Raw genomic sequence first — 15,505 nt, 5'->3', positions numbered from 1 at the left:
CGACCGTGATCGATAAGATTATTACATTTACAGCCGTTACCACATACCCATTACACACCTCTATTACAGAAGTAAATATTCTATGCACTTTTTACCAGAAAATCTAGACGACTACGTTGTAGCACACTCGGCTCAAGAGCCAGCACATCTCAAAGCACTCACAAAGGAAACGTATCAAAAAATACTACAACCACGTATGCTTTCTGGAGCTTACCAAGGTCGTGTGCTTAGCATGATTTCAAAATTAGTAAATCCTAAGAGCATCTTAGAGATAGGGACTTTTGCAGGTTATAGTGCGCTATGTCTGGCAGAAGGACTTCAAGATAACGGAACACTTCACACCATTGATATTAAGGAAGAGATGCAAGATTTCCAGCGTAAGCATTTTGACGCTTCGCCTTACGGATCACAAATTATACAGCATCTAGGTCAAGCACTAGATATCATACCAACCATTGACACTACTTTTGACCTGGTGTTTATAGATGCAGATAAGCGCAACTACATTAATTATTTTCACACAATAATAGATAAGATGAATCCTGGCGGAATTATCCTGTCTGATAATGTACTATGGAGTGGTAAAGTGGTTGAACCACTTAAGAAAAAAGATGTGGATACAAAGGTGTTATTAGATTATAACATACTTCTCAATGAAGATCCTCGAGTAGAAACGGTATTACTACCTATAAGAGATGGTCTTACGGTAAGCCGTGTTTTATAAATTTTATTCTTAAGCTATTAAGGAATATACATTATGATCTCAATGCTGAGATTGGTCTAGCATTATAGAGATCTCTTGATAGGACCAGTAATATCATTAATATCCTCCTTAGCCTTATCAATCTCCTTTTTAATATCCTTAGTAAGGTCTAAGTCGATATCATTTCTTTCGGCAGTTTTTGTGATTTCTGACTTGATATCATTTGTAGCGTCTTTAAGTTGGCGCATGCCCTTCCCTAAACCGCGAGCGATTTCTGGAACTTTGTCTGCACCAAAAACCATAATCACTATAAAAATAATGAAGGCAATTTCGGCACCAGAAATAAATAGAGGTAAGCTTATCATAGATAACAAAGGTATTTAATAGCGCAGTAGTTTAAAAACTTTCAAATGGAATAATAACAAACTATATGCGATTGTTTTAAGAGTATTAAATACGCTTTCGCGAAAGCGTAACTATTCACACGTAACGCTTAATGACAACACATTCTCAGAAATAATAGCTAGCACCTCATAAATCACGCTATGTAAGGATTACTAAAAAATCGCAAATGATTAATTAATAGATAATTATGTCAATTTAACAAGTTGCATAAGCTATAACTTAAAAATCATTTAAAAAAAACTTTAAGTTTTTTGTAACATTTTGCAACTTTGCTGCGTATAACAGTTATAATAGACAAACCCTAGTTCATTACAACCCTATGAGACAGCTTAAAATTACTAAGCAGGTCACCAATCGTGAGACCGCATCCTTAGACAAGTACTTACAAGAAATCGGTAAAGTTGACCTTATCACGGCAGATGAAGAGGTGGAACTAGCACAGCGTATAAAAGCTGGTGATCATCGTGCTCTAGAGAAGCTTACTAAAGCAAATTTACGTTTTGTAGTTTCTGTGTCAAAACAATACCAAAACCAAGGACTTACCCTTCCAGATCTTATTAATGAAGGTAACTTAGGGCTTATAAAAGCTGCACAGCGCTTTGATGAAACGCGTGGTTTTAAATTTATATCATATGCAGTATGGTGGATACGCCAGTCTATCTTACAAGCACTAGCAGAGCAATCACGTATTGTACGTTTACCTCTCAATAAGATTGGGTCTATTAATAAAATTAATAAAACCTTTGCTTTTCTAGAACAAGCAAACGAACGCCCACCTAGCCCTGAGGAAATTGCCAAAGAGCTAGACATGTCTATTAATGATGTAAAGGAATCTCTAAAGAACTCTGGACGTCACATAAGTATGGATGCGCCTCTAGTAGAAGGAGAAGACTCAAACTTGTATGATGTCTTAAACTCTGGTGAATCACCAAACCCTGATCGCGAACTACTACATGAATCCCTTAAGACAGAAATAGAACGTGCTCTTGAAACACTTACTCCACGTGAGGCAGATGTGGTTAGACTTTATTTTGGCTTAGGAGATCAACAGCCTATGACGCTTGAGGAAATAGGAGAAACTTTTGATCTTACTCGTGAGCGAGTGAGACAGATTAAGGAAAAAGCGATCCGTAGATTAAAACATACTTCACGTAGCAAGATTCTTAAGACTTATTTAGGATAAGCTTATCATTTTCACCGATAATGTGTTAAAACCAATAGCCAATGCTCTTGGTTTTTTTACAGTGAAAAGATTTGGTATCTTTGTAATACAAAAATGTAATTAACGCCACTGGCGACTTAATAATGACAACAACAGTTTATCATAACTGTTCGTTTTTTGATTGATGAATGAATCCCCGGCTGATTACCGGGGATTTTTCATTTTATATATTCTGGGTTACAAAACTTGATTCTCCATCTTCATACCTTAGAAGAGAATCATATCTTTACATAAAACATCTATTATATGTCAACCACGCTCATTGCCCCATCCATACTTGCTGCAGATTTTGCAAACCTTCAACGTGATATTGAGATGATAAATGCTAGTGAAGCAGACTGGTTTCATATTGATATTATGGATGGTGTTTTTGTACCTAACATTTCTTTTGGAATGCCCGTACTACGTGATATTGCAAAGCACGCTAAAAAAACTATAGACGTGCACTTGATGATTGTAGAACCAGATCGTTACGTACAAACCTTTGCAGATCTAGGAGCAAACATACTCACCGTGCACTACGAAGCATGTACTCACCTACACAGAACACTACAAGTAATTAAAGCTGCTGGGATGAAAGCTGGTGTAGCTCTTAACCCACACACGCCTGTAAGCCATCTTGAAGATGTTATACAAGACATAGACTTAGTTTGTATGATGAGTGTAAATCCAGGATTTGGAGGACAACAGTTTATAGAAAACACTTATGATAAGGTTGCTGCTCTTAAGGCTCTAATCACAAAGAAAAATGCTCCTACGCTCATAGAAATTGACGGCGGTGTAAGTGATAAAAATGCTGCGCAGTTGGTTCAAGCTGGAGCAGATGTACTTGTAGCTGGAAGCTTTATTTTTAAATCATCCAATCCTACGGAAACGATCAAAGAACTTAAAGATATTGCAGCTCGCTAATTAACAATAATATCAACTACTTGAACCTTTGCTGTATCTTGAATGACAGGAAATACCTCATCAATTATGAGCGTATCCTTTCTTCTAAGATTATATAAGTACGTCGTATCTAATTGTGCAAATGTTTTTGCTTCTGTCGCATCCATTTCTAAAAACGAAGGACATGGAAAATAGTCAAAATCGTATTCAAAATTTGTGAGCATGGGTGATTTCCAAGAGCTCAGTCCTTTAAATACAGATGCTACCATAGGCATTGCCGTATTTGCACCAGAGCCGTGATAGGTTTTTTCAAAGTGCACTCTCTTATCTCTTGTCCCTACCCACGCTCCTACTACAATTTCTGGTGAAGCACCTATAAACCAGCCGTCCCCATTATTTTGGGTAGTACCGGTTTTACCTATGAGATTATAACCTATTTCATAATTTTTCATTCCTGAGGCGCTTCCTTCTGTAATTACCTCTTCCATCATTTTCTGTAATTCCTTTACATGCTGAACACTTGCTATACGCTTTCCACCAGTAGAAGTATGTTTGTATAATTCATTACCATCCTCATCTTCTATGCGCTGTATTGCATAAGGCTGTATACTTGCCCCACCATTTGCAATACTTGCATAAGCAGTAACCATTTCAAATAAGGTAAGCTCTGCAGTACCAAGCACGATACTTGGTACTTCTGGTAGAGTGGTAGTGATACCCATTTTTCTTGCTTGTTCTATTACTTTATCTACACCTACATTAAGCTGTAATTGTACAGATACTGTATTTACAGAATTTGCAAGCGCTCCGTGCATACTATAACTTCCCCCATAACGACCACTAGCATTTTTAGGCCTCCAGTCTTCATATTGCTTATAAGTCATTAAGGTGTTATTATAATAATTACATGGATCTTGTCCTCTCTCTAAAGCAGCTAGATAAGTAATTGGTTTAAAAGTCGAACCTACTTGTTTTTTAGTCACCACGTTATCTGTCTGACTAAAACCATAATCTATCCCTCCCACATATCCTAAAATGGCACCAGATCTACTATTTACAGTAAACATTGCTGCGTGTAATCTATTAAGACTTGTAGCTATGGAGTCACGTAAAGACTGAAGCCTTGGTTCATATCCTTTACCTATATTCCAGAAGTCACGCTCCTTAACTTTCATAGAAAACTCAGTGATAGAGCCTGCTGTAGCATTCTTTGCTTTCATTCTTTTTACAGCTGTTTGCTCTTGGACTATTTTATCTAAAAGAGCTTCCTTCCCTCCTTCTGTAGTGGTAGCTGCCCAGTATTTATCCATTAATACTTGTAATCGTTCTACTTGTTTTTGTAGCGCCTTTTCTGAGCTTTTCTGTATCGAACTATTGAGCGTCGTAGTAATCTTTAATCCATCCGTGTGTAGATTATAAATATGACCATCTGGAGCTGGGTGCTGTTGCGCCCACGTATTAAACTCGGCTTCCACAAAGTTTTTATAATAGGTGGAAAATGAGGACTGCTTTTTACTTGCTTGATAATTGATTGCTAGAGGTACTTGAGCTTCTATTTTCTCCTCATCGCTAAGGAAACCATACTTTACCATTTGATTTAAAACCGTATTACGCCTGCGTTCTGCACGTTCTGGATGATTGCGCGGACTATAATAGCTAGGTGCTTTGAGTAATCCTACAAGCGTAGCACTCTCTGTAATGGTTAATTGCTCTGGAGGTTTATTAAAAAAACGTAAAGATGCTTTTTCTATCCCGTATATATTTTCCCCAAAAGACACTGTATTAAAATACAGTAATAAAATTTCATCTTTACTATACACAGACTCTAGCCTTCTAGCAATAAAGAGTTCTCTAAATTTATTTACAAGAGTACTGAGAAAAAACTGCTTTTTTCGTCCAAATATGTTCTTTGAGACCTGCTGTGTTACCGTACTACCTCCGCCTGCATTCTGACCTAAAATAATAGATTTTATAAATACACGACCATAGCTTTTATAATCTATACCTCCATGCTCATAAAAACGAGCATCTTCGGTGGCAACTAGGGCATTTTTAAGCGCTTCTGGAAGTTGTGCTAAATCTACATTTGACCTGTTTTGCAAAAAGTAAAAACCAATAGACTCGCCTCTAGCATCGTATAATGTAGAAGTAACTGGGTTTTTAAGCTTCTTGAGATAGTCGGCTGTTGGTATTTTTCCAAATACACCTATGTAAATACTCAATAAGAATACTGCAAACAATCCGATCATGCCGACCAGTACATATCTTATTGCTCTAAAAGGTTTGGCTTTAATTTTTAACCAAATTGCCTTAACCTTACTTTTATAACTATACAAATGACCTCAGTTTATTAGATTGAATTGTAAATTCCCACATGACTGCATAAAAAAATGCGCACCTCCTATTATCTAGGAAAGTACGCATTAAAATTTAGTAATTGAGAGACCTTAATCTCTTGACATGAAAATTCTCAAAATATACCAGAATAATAACATCAGAGATGCAAATAAACCTAAAGCCGCAGCCACGTATTGCTCCTCATCATATTTATGCACCATACTTGAAGTAGTATATAATATAGATCCAGCCGCAAGTCCCACCATAGCAACACTAAACCATAAGCCGAGGTCAAATCCAAAGAGAAGTCCTGCAACCATAAGGCCTATTGCTAGAAAGAAACCGATGGCAAGTATAGATCGTAAGAAAGAAAAGTCTTTTTTAGTAAGGATCACAACTGCAGATAATCCTGCAAATAATGCAATGGTCATCACGGCAGCTTTTTGTAAAATCTCTACTCCATCTATCATAGAGAATGCCATGAGAAGTAGCGGAATAAAAATAAAAGCCTCTGCAACTACATAAATCCCTAAAGCCAAATAGTGCTGGTTTTTATCTCTGGACTTAAGTGCTAGCCCTTCTGCATAGTTTGTAATAAACATAAATGCACCTAACAATAATAGCCAGCTCCAGCCACCTGTAAGAGATAAAGCAAAATTCACAATAACTGGTGATTGAAAAAACAAGTATTCGGTGATGATGAATAATAATACTGCAAGTGCTACATAGGTGTATGTCTTGCGATAAAATGCCACTCGGCGCTCATCAGACAATGCACTTACTGGTACTATTTGTGGTTGATATGATTCCATTGATGTTATTATTTTTAGTTTTGAAAGTGATGTATAAATGTAAACAAACTAAAAATACGCTGTTCCTAAAAATTAAATATTGTAGACATCTTAGAGACGTATCTTATATAATTATCGGGATGTATTTATTTTTTGCTTTCGCGAAAGCGTACTTATATTATAAATAGTCTGCTGTATCAAATTACCTCAGCAGTTACTTCTTAGAAGAAGCGCCTTTAAAGTTTTGAGACGAATTCTTGAACAACACATTAAAGGTAGTAAGGCTACCATAAATACGAGTAATGTACTGCTGGAGATCAATTTTATCTTGATCATCAAGTGTTTTACTAGCATTAATCTTTTGCTCCATCACGCGCACACGGTCGCGCACCATCACAATTTTATGGAAAAAGCTTTCTATCGAAATATCCTTTGATGACAAGTTACTATCCTCTGGAGATAGTGTCATTGTTCCTCCTCTCCACTTATCTGCTATAGGCACCACCTCAGATATGTCGCTATATCTCTTGAGTAAATCTCTAAAGGTTTTTTCTACCTCATACATACTCACACTATCCACTTCACCTTCTATTGCTTCTATAACTTCAAAATTATCATCTAGTGTTATAGTCTCGAGTCCTCCGTCAATAAAAGTAACCCAGTACAGCTCTGAAGTGACATTTGTAATTACTCCTTTACCTAGCATGTTATGGTCTATCCTGCTTCCTATTCCTAATATGGTATTCATAATCTTATATATAGTTTCTTTTATATTATTACTTATTTACGGACGCTAATATATGTAATAACAACCTTGTGTTTTGGTTTTAGATATTTTTCTCTTAACAAGAATTTAACGTCTTAATAGAAACCTTGCGATTCTTAACTGCGTAAGTGTTCCCAAATAAACAATATACAACAATGAAAAAATTACCAAAAATTCTAATCGCAGGTGCTGTCTTACTTGGAGTAGGTGCACTTATCGCAGCCGATCACTTAGATGCTCCTGCAGTAGGCGGAACAACCGCAGACATTACTGACTACTTCGCATTTGAAAGTGCTGAGAATTCAAGTAACACCGTATTTGCAGCAAACGTACAAAGTTCACTAGCTGGAGAGGCTGAGTTTGACGAGAACGTTCTTGTTGAGTTCAACATAGACAACGACGGTGATCTAGTAGAGGATAGAGTAATACAAGCAATTCCAAGAGACGGAAAAATGTATTTCTTTGGACCTTATGAAATTTCTTCAACTGGACTTAACAGTACAATTGACGAAAGTGCTCTTATAGGATCTGTAGATATCTCTACTGGAGCTGATGCAATCACAATGACTACAACTGATGGAATTAAAATATTTGCTGGATTAAGAGCAGATCCTTTTTTCTTTGATTTTACAACTTTTAATGCTGTTGTAGGAAACCCTGCAGGAGACTTTACAGGAACGACTGGACCAAATGGCGGTTTTCAAACTGCTGAAAATGCTTCTGATCCTTTTGAAGGAACAAATGTACTTTCTGTAGTGGTTGAAGTTCCTAACACATTATTAGGTGGTACTTCTGCGCATCCAGCTGGAACAGGTGTTGAAATCTGGAATACTTGGGTTGAAGCAAAAACAAAACAATAATAGTTAAAAGACATATATCATGAAATTACAAAATATAAAATATCTATTTGCAGCAGTTCTTCTAGCAGGAGTTGTATCATGTAGCGACGACGACGATAACACACCTATCACAATTGATCCAGTACCAACGCCTACAGAAGTTGACTTTTCTGGAACATTTGCTCAACAAGATCAAATGGGACGTGCAGCAATTAATACTGTATTAGGAGGAGATAGCGCAGCTAAAAATAGCTTCAACACAACAATCCCTTCTGAGATGGTTGCAGGATTTCAACAAGCCTTCCTTGACAAAGCTGTAGCATTACACGGTGCATTCGGAGTTGAATATGAAACAAACATTTTAGGTCTAGACGCTCCAACGCTTACAACGATATTAGCTCAAGATGTATTACAGGTAGCACCAGATGCACCTACTACGTATTTTGATGGAACAAATGTTCTTACAGGTCGTACGCTTAGTGATGATGTTGTAGATGTATCTTTAATTTTACTTTTCGGAGGAAATAATGGAGATAAATACAATGGACAAGATCTTGACAATGATGGAACACCTGATTTACCAATTTTAGTTACAGATAACGTAAGCGCTGGGACAGGTGCGACAGGATCTACTTCATTTCCTTACCTAGTAGGGCCACAATAAAAATTTGATTATTTTTAATTAGCTTAAAAAAGGGTCTGAATTTTTCAGACCCTTTTTACATAAAACCAATTGATCTTATGAAATATATAACCTTATTATTACTCACAACCGCCCTTTTTATCTCTTGCTCAAATGAGGATGAAAAAATCCTCAATAAAGCAGATTATGAAGAATACCTGCAAACAAGTAATTCGAAAGAGATTGCAAAAGCAGAAAAAGAATTAAGCTTCTGGAATGAACGAATAAAAAAAGATAGCATCCAACTCATTGAACTATCTAAAAGTGCAGGAATGCAGACGAAGATTTTTCAACTTAATGCATCTATAGAGCAACTCAAAGATGCAGAAAAAAACCTCACAAGATCTGCGCTAGTAACAAACATAGGCAAGGACGGTAAACTGCTAGCATTAGCACAAAACTACATCACTCAGCACCGTTTTAAAGAAGCAAAAGCACTCGTTGATAGTGCTCGCGTGATTGCTGGTGGAGAAATTAAAGCAATTAATCTAGTTGCCTTTGATGTAGCAATGGAACTAGGTGATTATGAAAATGCCGAAAAAATCCTAACAAAAGAAACAGACTTCTCAGACTACAACTACTTGATTAGACTTGGGAAACTGGAAGACTACAAAGGAAATCTTGACAAAACGATCCAGCACATGGAAGCTGCAAAAGCTATTGCAGAGAGTAGTAAGCAAAAGGGATTACAAGTGTGGGTTTACACAAATCTCGCAGACTATTACGGTCATGCTGGAAGAATTAATGATGCTTACAATCATTATCTCAAAGCACTAGCAATTGATCCTAGTAATGCTTACGCAAAAAAAGGAATTGCCTGGATTGCATACTCCTATGAAAACAATCCTACTGAAGCTTTACGCATAATTGAAACTATAGAAAGAGATAGTAAAAGCCCAGATTATAAACTTCTCAAGTCAGAAATTTATGAAAGCACTGGTGATGAAGATAGCGCCAGAGAAGCGTTAAACAACTTTTTATCCCGAGTTTCAAATCCAAGTTACGGAGATATGTATGGAGCCTACCTAGTTGAAATATATGCAAGCAAGCCTGAGACATCACAGCAGGCTATAACCCTAGCTCAAAAGGAAGTAAACAATAGACCCACTCCTATGTCTTATGACCTACTAGCACATGCTTATTATGGAAATGGAGATTATGAAAAAGCCTTAAGCATAACTCAAGAACATGTAATTGGTAAAACGCATGAGCCTATGGCGCAGTTTCACACAGCACAAATATATAAAGCTCTTGATATGAAAAATGAGCTAGCGCCTATCAAAGAAGAATTACTAGAAACAAGCTTCGAACTAGGACCTGTTACCTATAAAGAAATACAAAATTTATAATTTTATCAATCTATGAAACCGCTTCACAATGTTTTACGTAGATATAGTAAGGTTATTAGAAAACTATTAATGGTTGGATAGTTTTTGATTTTGTTTGTATGAGCGTCTTACTCTTTTGAGTAAGACGCTTTTTTTATGACTTATAAGTCAAGTTAGCTTTATCACCTCTCCTTAAGCGCAAATCACACATAATAGTATATAACCTACACACAAAAGCAGTCATCATCCTGCTTGTTTAAATCATGCAATTTAGTGCCTTTTTGACGTTAATTAAGAAGCAACATAATCCATTAGACAATTGATGTAATCTGCATAGAATGTAAGCAGATTATATAAATAGATATTCATTAGTGAGCTTATGTATTTGCAAATGAATTGGTGGATAATAAAAAACTCCTTGCTATAGAACTAGCAAGGAGTTTTTAAATTGATATTAAACTTATGTATATTAAATATAATTAGAAGTCTCTTAAGCATCTTAAGATGATGCAACCACTCCTAATGTATATAGTTGCTCTAGTGTAGGAGAAGCACTTCCTCCTTCTGGTTCTAACGTAATACCAAAGGCTTCAGACTCATTAGGGTTACTTAGCTCAAAGATTTGATTTCCGCTAGCGTCATACTGATCAAGAACTCCAATACTCGTAGGCGTAAGAGGTTCTAAGGTAAGAGACCACACTTGGTAAACCTTCCCTTTAGGAGGTTCTGGTAATCCTTTTACATCTATATATGCTTTACCACTTTTCTTATCCCAATACACAGATGCATAAGCTTCTGGTGCAATAGCTTGCGCTCCTAGTGGCACTGCTATTAAATCTTGTTTACGTATTACATTAAGTAATCCTCTGGTTTGATCGAGGTTTGTTTCTGCAACTTGTGTTTTACCTTCTTGAAGTAACAATTCTCTCTCCGTATCAACGATACGATCTTCAAGCTTGTTATTTTCAGTATATAAGTAACCTATACCCGCAAGAAGTAATATTGCAGCGGCCCATCCCATAAATGCAACGATAGGAGTTTGCTTTCGCGAAAGCGGGATTACTTTAGTTTCATTATCGTTTATGTACTTTCTTAGAACACTAACATCCTTAGGCTCACCAGGAGCGGCTGCCTTAGCAAGATGCATTAAATGGTTTTCGATCTCTACTACCTCTTGTAGTAATGCTGTATCTTGAGATACTTCACGAGCAATCTCCACCATTTCCTCCTCAGGAAGTGTTCCATATACAAAGAGCTCGAGAACCCCTGAATCTATATATGTTTGTGAATTTTTCATACTACGCCTACTATATCTCTTAGTTTTTTAATACAAATTCTATTTCGTGTTTTTACGGTACCTAAAGGAATGTCTAGCTCTTCGGCAGTTTCCTTTTGAGTGTATCCTTGAAAAAACAAGAAGTGAATTATCTTTTTACAAAGCGGTTCTAGAACGTCTACATACTTCTTGATACCTATAGCATCTACCGAAGTATTAAAACTTCCTTTCGCCTCGAGAATATCTACGAAATATTCGGCAGTATGGTTTTTCTTTTGATTTTTGAAATCTTTAGAACGTGTTTTGTCTATAGCCCCATTACGAGCTATATTGAGCATCCACGTAAAAAATCTTCCTTTAGAAGGGTTGTACTTATCTGAATTATTCCAGATTTTAACAAAGGTGTCTTGTAATAACTCTTCTGCCACCTCTTGGTTATGTACAACACTATTTATAACTCCAAATAAGCTCTCGCTATAGAGTTCATAAATTTTCTCAAAAGATGCAGGATCTTTCTGGAGAAACTTATTAATTAATGCGTCTGGTTGTGTCATCATAGATTAGACTACCAATGTAGGATTATGATTTACCATATGCAACTATTGAACTGTTAAAGCCTATAATAATTTACTTGTGGTTGTAATTAATCTCACACTCCTACTAGTTTATGGAATATACATCTGTAATTGAAACTTTCACGAAAGGATTACCTCTGCTGCGCTTCGCTGATCCTACAAAGCTCCGCTTTGAAAATAGAAAAGCCCCAATTGCAAATTCAGGCACACTTAATTTGCTATGGAACTTTTGTATTTATTCGTGAGCAGGAAGGGACAGAGATCAAACTTTTTAAAGGAAGATATATTTGTAATGGAAACTTTCACGAAAGGATTACCTCCGCTGCGCTTCGCTGATCCTACAAAGCTCCGCTTTGAAAATAGAAGAGCCCCAATTGCAAATTCATGCACACTTAATTTGCTATGGGAACTTTGTACTCATTCGTGAGCTGGAAAGGACAGAGATCAAACTTTTTAAAGAAAGATATATTTGTAATGGAAACTTTCACGAAAGGATTACCTCCGCTGCGCTTCGGTGATCCTACAAAGCTCCGCTTTGAAAATAGAAAAGCCCCAATTGCAAATTCAGGCACACTTAATTTATTATGGGAATTTTGTACTCATTCGTGACCTCTAAGGCAGAGAGTTCAAACTTTCTTAAGGAAGATGTATCTCTAATGGAAACTTTCACGAGAGGATTACCTCTGCTGCGCTTCGGTGATCCTACAAAGCTCCGCTTTGAAAATAGAAAAGGAGAAAAATAATTTCTGAGCAAGCTCAAATTATTTTTCTCCTTTTCTATTTATTCGTGACCCAGAGAGGATTCGAACCTCCAACCGTCAGAGCCGAAATCTGATATTCTATCCAGTTGAACTACTGAGCCTACTCATTTTGCTTTCGCGAAAGCGCAAATGTAAATCTTTACTGAGTAATCACAATAAATTCTGAACGACGATTTAATTGATGTTGCTCCTCTGTACAGTCTGAGTTGTTATCACAGTTATTTACGAGCTCTGTCTCACCATAACCTTGACCAGAAATTCTACTAGCATTGATACCTCTAGAGATAATATATGCTACTGTAGACTTTGCTCTTCTATCTGAAAGTGACAGGTTATAGTCATCCTTACCTCTACTATCTGTATGTGATCTTACGCTTATTACCATATCTGGCACCTGCTTCATTGCCGATATCACTTTTGTAAGCTCTAACGCCGCATCTGGTCTTATGTCAGATTTATTATAATCAAAATAAATAGGATTAAGATTAAGAAGCTTTGCAAGGTCATCACCCACTCCTACTTCTGTAAGTCTCAACTCAAGCTCTATATCCTTCTGCAATGTTTCTGGCTCTGCTGGTGTGATCACAATCACCTCTTTTGCATAATATAATTTTGAAGTCGCACGGATCACATAATTCTCTGAGCATACGAGACTAAATCTATACAGGCCGCGTGCATTTACGTCTACCTCTTTTACCACTTCATTATCAGCATTCATGAGCTGTACTTTTGCATCTGTTATAGGTTGCTTTGTAACTGCATCTGTGATAAATCCTAAGACATCTACGTCACAACGTGGCTCTGGCTTTTCCTTTTGCTTGAATCTATAAATGTCATCACTTCCCATTCCTTGGTTACGACTTGAAGAGAAGAAACCAGTTTTTAAAGTATCATTCACTATGTACGCAAAATCATCTGCAGAGCTATTAATGGGTTCACCCAAACTTGCAACCGTAATCTCTTCTGAAGATGGGTTAGTCACAAAAATATCAAGTCCTCCCAGCCCTGGGTATCCATCTGAGGCGTAGTAAAGATTTCCTGTACTACTCATAAATGGAAAGGCATCTCTTCCTTCTGTATTTATAGGCTTGCCAAGATTTTCAGGCTCACCAAAGCTTCCATCGCCGTTAATAGCTACTTTCCAAATATCTGACAACCCCACACTTCCAGGCCTATCTGATGAGAAGTATAAAGTTTTTCCATCTGCACTTAACGCAGGATGTGCAGTAGCATATTCCTCTTCATTAAATGAAACTTCAACCGCTTCAGACCAACTTGCCTTTTCATTATCTACTAGCGTAGATTTATAGATCTTCAATTTATTAATCCCATCTGACGATTTTGCAAAATCTCCATCTGTAAAATTATTTCTTGTAAAATACATTGTCTTTCCATCCTTTGTAAATGTGGGAGTACTCTCATGAAAGATAGTATTTACCTTGCGGTGAAAACGTGAAGGCGGAGACATGCTCCCGTCTTCTTTCATAGTAGATTTATATAAATCCAGAAATGGCTGATTGTTCCACTTATGTATACGTCTTGTAATGGAACCAGTATCTCTTGCCGAAGCAAAAATCACTTGGTTCTTATAATATGACGGGCCAAAATCTGAGTATCGAGAGTTCATCTCTCGTATCATATTAACCGTATAATAACTTTCTCGATAGCCTTCTACCTTTGTGTAATCTGGATTTTCTTTGAATAGTTTTGCTCTGAAGTCATTTCCGCTTCGATCTGCAAAGATTTGCATCATCTCATCAGACTTATCATATTCTTTAATAGCACGTAGTGTTTGTGCATATCTAAAGTAGTGCTCATCACTTACAGAGTCTGCATAGCTTTCTGTGAGTTTTCCATACCATTCCTGAGCTTGAGAATACTTACCATTATAATAGTAAGCCTCTGCTATCTTATTAAAAACTTGATATGATTTAAAACCCTCTGCTACGAGGTCTTTATAAATCTCGATAGCATCTATATATGCTAACTGATTAAACTTTTTATTTGCTCTCGCAAGCTTCCCTTGCTGAGCATTAGCACTATGGATTGTACTAAAAATAATCACTAAAATAAAGGCGCACCTCATAAATCCCTTCATAACCTATTGGTATAAAAGTTAAACGTTAAAACTATTTAGGGGGTTTATTTAAAGACTGCTTGAGTCTCGCTGGGGAACACAATATTAGTAAACCTTTTTTTTAAATGATACAACTACGTTGTCAATTCGACAAAAAGACTGCTTTCACGTATTAAAGGCTATTATATGAGAATTTTAAAGAAAATTAACTGACTACAAGACTATTATGAAAGACGAGCCTTCACAATTGTACTGATGGTTTTACCATCTGCTTTTCCAGTAAGTCTAGCATTTACCTGCCCCATTACCTTACCCATATCTTTCATTCCTTGGGCTCCAGTTGCGGCAATTATCTCATCTACTACTTTAGTAACATCTGCCTCACTCATTTGTTCTGGTAAGAATTGAGAGATTACTTCTGCCTGTGCTATTTCTGGATCTGCAAGATCATTACGTCCCTGCTCTGCAAAGATAGCTGCACTATCCTTACGCTGCTTTACAAGTTTTTGTAATAACTTAAGCTCTTGCTCTTCGGTAATCTCTTCTTTTGCTCCTGTCTCTGTCTGCGCAAGTAAGATTGCAGATTTTATGGCACGTAGCGATGTTAATGCATTTTGATCTTTAGCTTTCATAGCTTCTTTCATTGCAGTCATCACTTGTGTAGATAGGCTCATAATAGTATATATTTTGTACTCAACACTCCTAATAACGTTTTGGAGTTTAAGAGATAATTTTATTGATTATAAATATTTTAATGAAGTCACGAAGATACGAGAAATGGTGAAATTAAATACACACCTAAGTAGCTTATAAAAAAGAAACCCGTCTATCTTGGGGAAGATAACCGGGTCGCTA

The 15,505-nt window shown here is 36.7% G+C and carries 15 protein-coding genes and 1 tRNA gene; 7 read left to right on the top strand and 9 right to left on the bottom strand.

The genetic code is table 11. The annotated features are described in order from the left end of the window. Positions 1-82 precede the first annotated feature (82 nt). Positions 83-724: an O-methyltransferase gene (locus ACJJVU_RS05570; RefSeq protein WP_405223126.1), complete on the top strand. Its 642-nt coding sequence runs from the start codon at positions 83-85 to the stop codon at positions 722-724. A gap of 62 nt (positions 725-786) precedes the next feature. On the opposite strand, the gene ACJJVU_RS05565 is transcribed toward ACJJVU_RS05570, so the two are convergent. Then, on the bottom strand, positions 787-1,068 hold the full coding sequence (locus ACJJVU_RS05565) for a twin-arginine translocase TatA/TatE family subunit (RefSeq protein WP_013751401.1): 282 nt from the start codon (positions 1,066-1,068) through the stop codon (positions 787-789). A 359-nt stretch (positions 1,069-1,427) separates the two neighbouring features. Between ACJJVU_RS05565 and ACJJVU_RS05560 the strand changes: the two genes are divergently transcribed. Together ACJJVU_RS05560 and rpe are read left to right on the top strand one after the other, a co-directional pair. Then, positions 1,428-2,291, top strand: coding sequence for an RNA polymerase sigma factor RpoD/SigA (locus ACJJVU_RS05560; protein WP_013751400.1), 864 nt, complete (start codon positions 1,428-1,430; stop codon positions 2,289-2,291). A 285-nt stretch (positions 2,292-2,576) separates the two neighbouring features. Continuing rightward, positions 2,577-3,239 (top strand): ribulose-phosphate 3-epimerase, encoded by a 663-nt coding sequence (gene rpe, locus ACJJVU_RS05555; RefSeq protein ID WP_405223122.1) that lies wholly within the window; start codon positions 2,577-2,579, stop codon positions 3,237-3,239. Here the strand turns inward: rpe and ACJJVU_RS05550 are convergent. From ACJJVU_RS05550 to ACJJVU_RS05540, 3 genes are all read right to left on the bottom strand, one after another. Then, a complete protein-coding gene (locus ACJJVU_RS05550; RefSeq protein WP_405223119.1) occupies positions 3,236-5,467 on the bottom strand; it encodes a transglycosylase domain-containing protein in 2,232 nt (743 codons plus the stop codon). The genes rpe and ACJJVU_RS05550 overlap by 4 nt on opposite strands. Before the next feature lie 198 nt (positions 5,468-5,665). Next, positions 5,666-6,367, bottom strand: coding sequence for a Bax inhibitor-1 family protein (locus ACJJVU_RS05545; RefSeq protein ID WP_405223116.1), 702 nt, complete (start codon positions 6,365-6,367; stop codon positions 5,666-5,668). 193 nt (positions 6,368-6,560) lie between these two features. Continuing rightward, entirely contained in the window at positions 6,561-7,094 is a 534-nt protein-coding gene (locus ACJJVU_RS05540) for a hypothetical protein (RefSeq protein ID WP_405223113.1), read from the bottom strand. Between the two features lie 173 nt (positions 7,095-7,267). Between ACJJVU_RS05540 and ACJJVU_RS05535 the strand changes: the two genes are divergently transcribed. The 3 genes from ACJJVU_RS05535 to ACJJVU_RS05525 all read left to right on the top strand — a co-directional run bounded on the left by ACJJVU_RS05535 (position 7,268) and on the right by ACJJVU_RS05525 (position 9,982). Continuing rightward, a complete protein-coding gene (locus ACJJVU_RS05535; protein WP_405223110.1) occupies positions 7,268-7,972 on the top strand; it encodes a DUF4331 family protein in 705 nt (234 codons plus the stop codon). A gap of 19 nt (positions 7,973-7,991) precedes the next feature. Further along, positions 7,992-8,615, top strand: a complete 624-nt coding sequence (locus ACJJVU_RS05530) for a hypothetical protein (RefSeq protein ID WP_298328713.1) — start codon at positions 7,992-7,994, stop codon at positions 8,613-8,615. 77 nt (positions 8,616-8,692) lie between these two features. Next, positions 8,693-9,982, top strand: coding sequence for a tetratricopeptide repeat protein (locus ACJJVU_RS05525; RefSeq protein ID WP_405223107.1), 1,290 nt, complete (start codon positions 8,693-8,695; stop codon positions 9,980-9,982). Between the two features lie 478 nt (positions 9,983-10,460). Here the strand turns inward: ACJJVU_RS05525 and ACJJVU_RS05520 are convergent, their stop codons facing one another. Next, positions 10,461-11,258: an anti-sigma factor domain-containing protein gene (locus tag ACJJVU_RS05520; protein WP_405223104.1), complete on the bottom strand. Its 798-nt coding sequence runs from the start codon at positions 11,256-11,258 to the stop codon at positions 10,461-10,463. Then, positions 11,255-11,794: an RNA polymerase sigma factor gene (locus ACJJVU_RS05515; RefSeq protein WP_108876829.1), complete on the bottom strand. Its 540-nt coding sequence runs from the start codon at positions 11,792-11,794 to the stop codon at positions 11,255-11,257. Before ACJJVU_RS05515 ends, ACJJVU_RS05520 begins: the two co-directional genes overlap by 4 nt. 602 nt (positions 11,795-12,396) lie before the next feature. Here ACJJVU_RS05515 and ACJJVU_RS05510 point away from each other — a divergent pair. Beyond that, positions 12,397-12,555, top strand: a complete 159-nt coding sequence (locus tag ACJJVU_RS05510) for a hypothetical protein (RefSeq protein ID WP_405223100.1) — start codon at positions 12,397-12,399, stop codon at positions 12,553-12,555. A gap of 45 nt (positions 12,556-12,600) precedes the next feature. On the opposite strand, the gene ACJJVU_RS05505 is transcribed toward ACJJVU_RS05510, so the two are convergent. The 3 genes from ACJJVU_RS05505 to ACJJVU_RS05495 form a co-directional block, all read right to left on the bottom strand. After that, positions 12,601-12,674: transfer RNA gene (locus ACJJVU_RS05505), tRNA-Arg, on the bottom strand. A gap of 38 nt (positions 12,675-12,712) precedes the next feature. After that, positions 12,713-14,671 carry an OmpA family protein gene (locus ACJJVU_RS05500; protein WP_405223097.1) on the bottom strand — a complete coding sequence of 653 codons (1,959 nt, stop codon included), beginning with the start codon at positions 14,669-14,671 and terminating at the stop codon, positions 12,713-12,715. 203 nt (positions 14,672-14,874) lie between these two features. Further along, a complete protein-coding gene (locus tag ACJJVU_RS05495; RefSeq protein WP_108876831.1) occupies positions 14,875-15,324 on the bottom strand; it encodes a GatB/YqeY domain-containing protein in 450 nt (149 codons plus the stop codon). Between the last annotated feature and the right edge of the window lie 181 nt (positions 15,325-15,505).

This window comes from Dokdonia sp. Asnod1-B02 (assembly GCF_045063955.1).
GTDB lineage: Bacteria > Bacteroidota > Bacteroidia > Flavobacteriales > Flavobacteriaceae > Dokdonia.
This window is presented reverse-complemented; position numbering and strand designations above follow the sequence as displayed.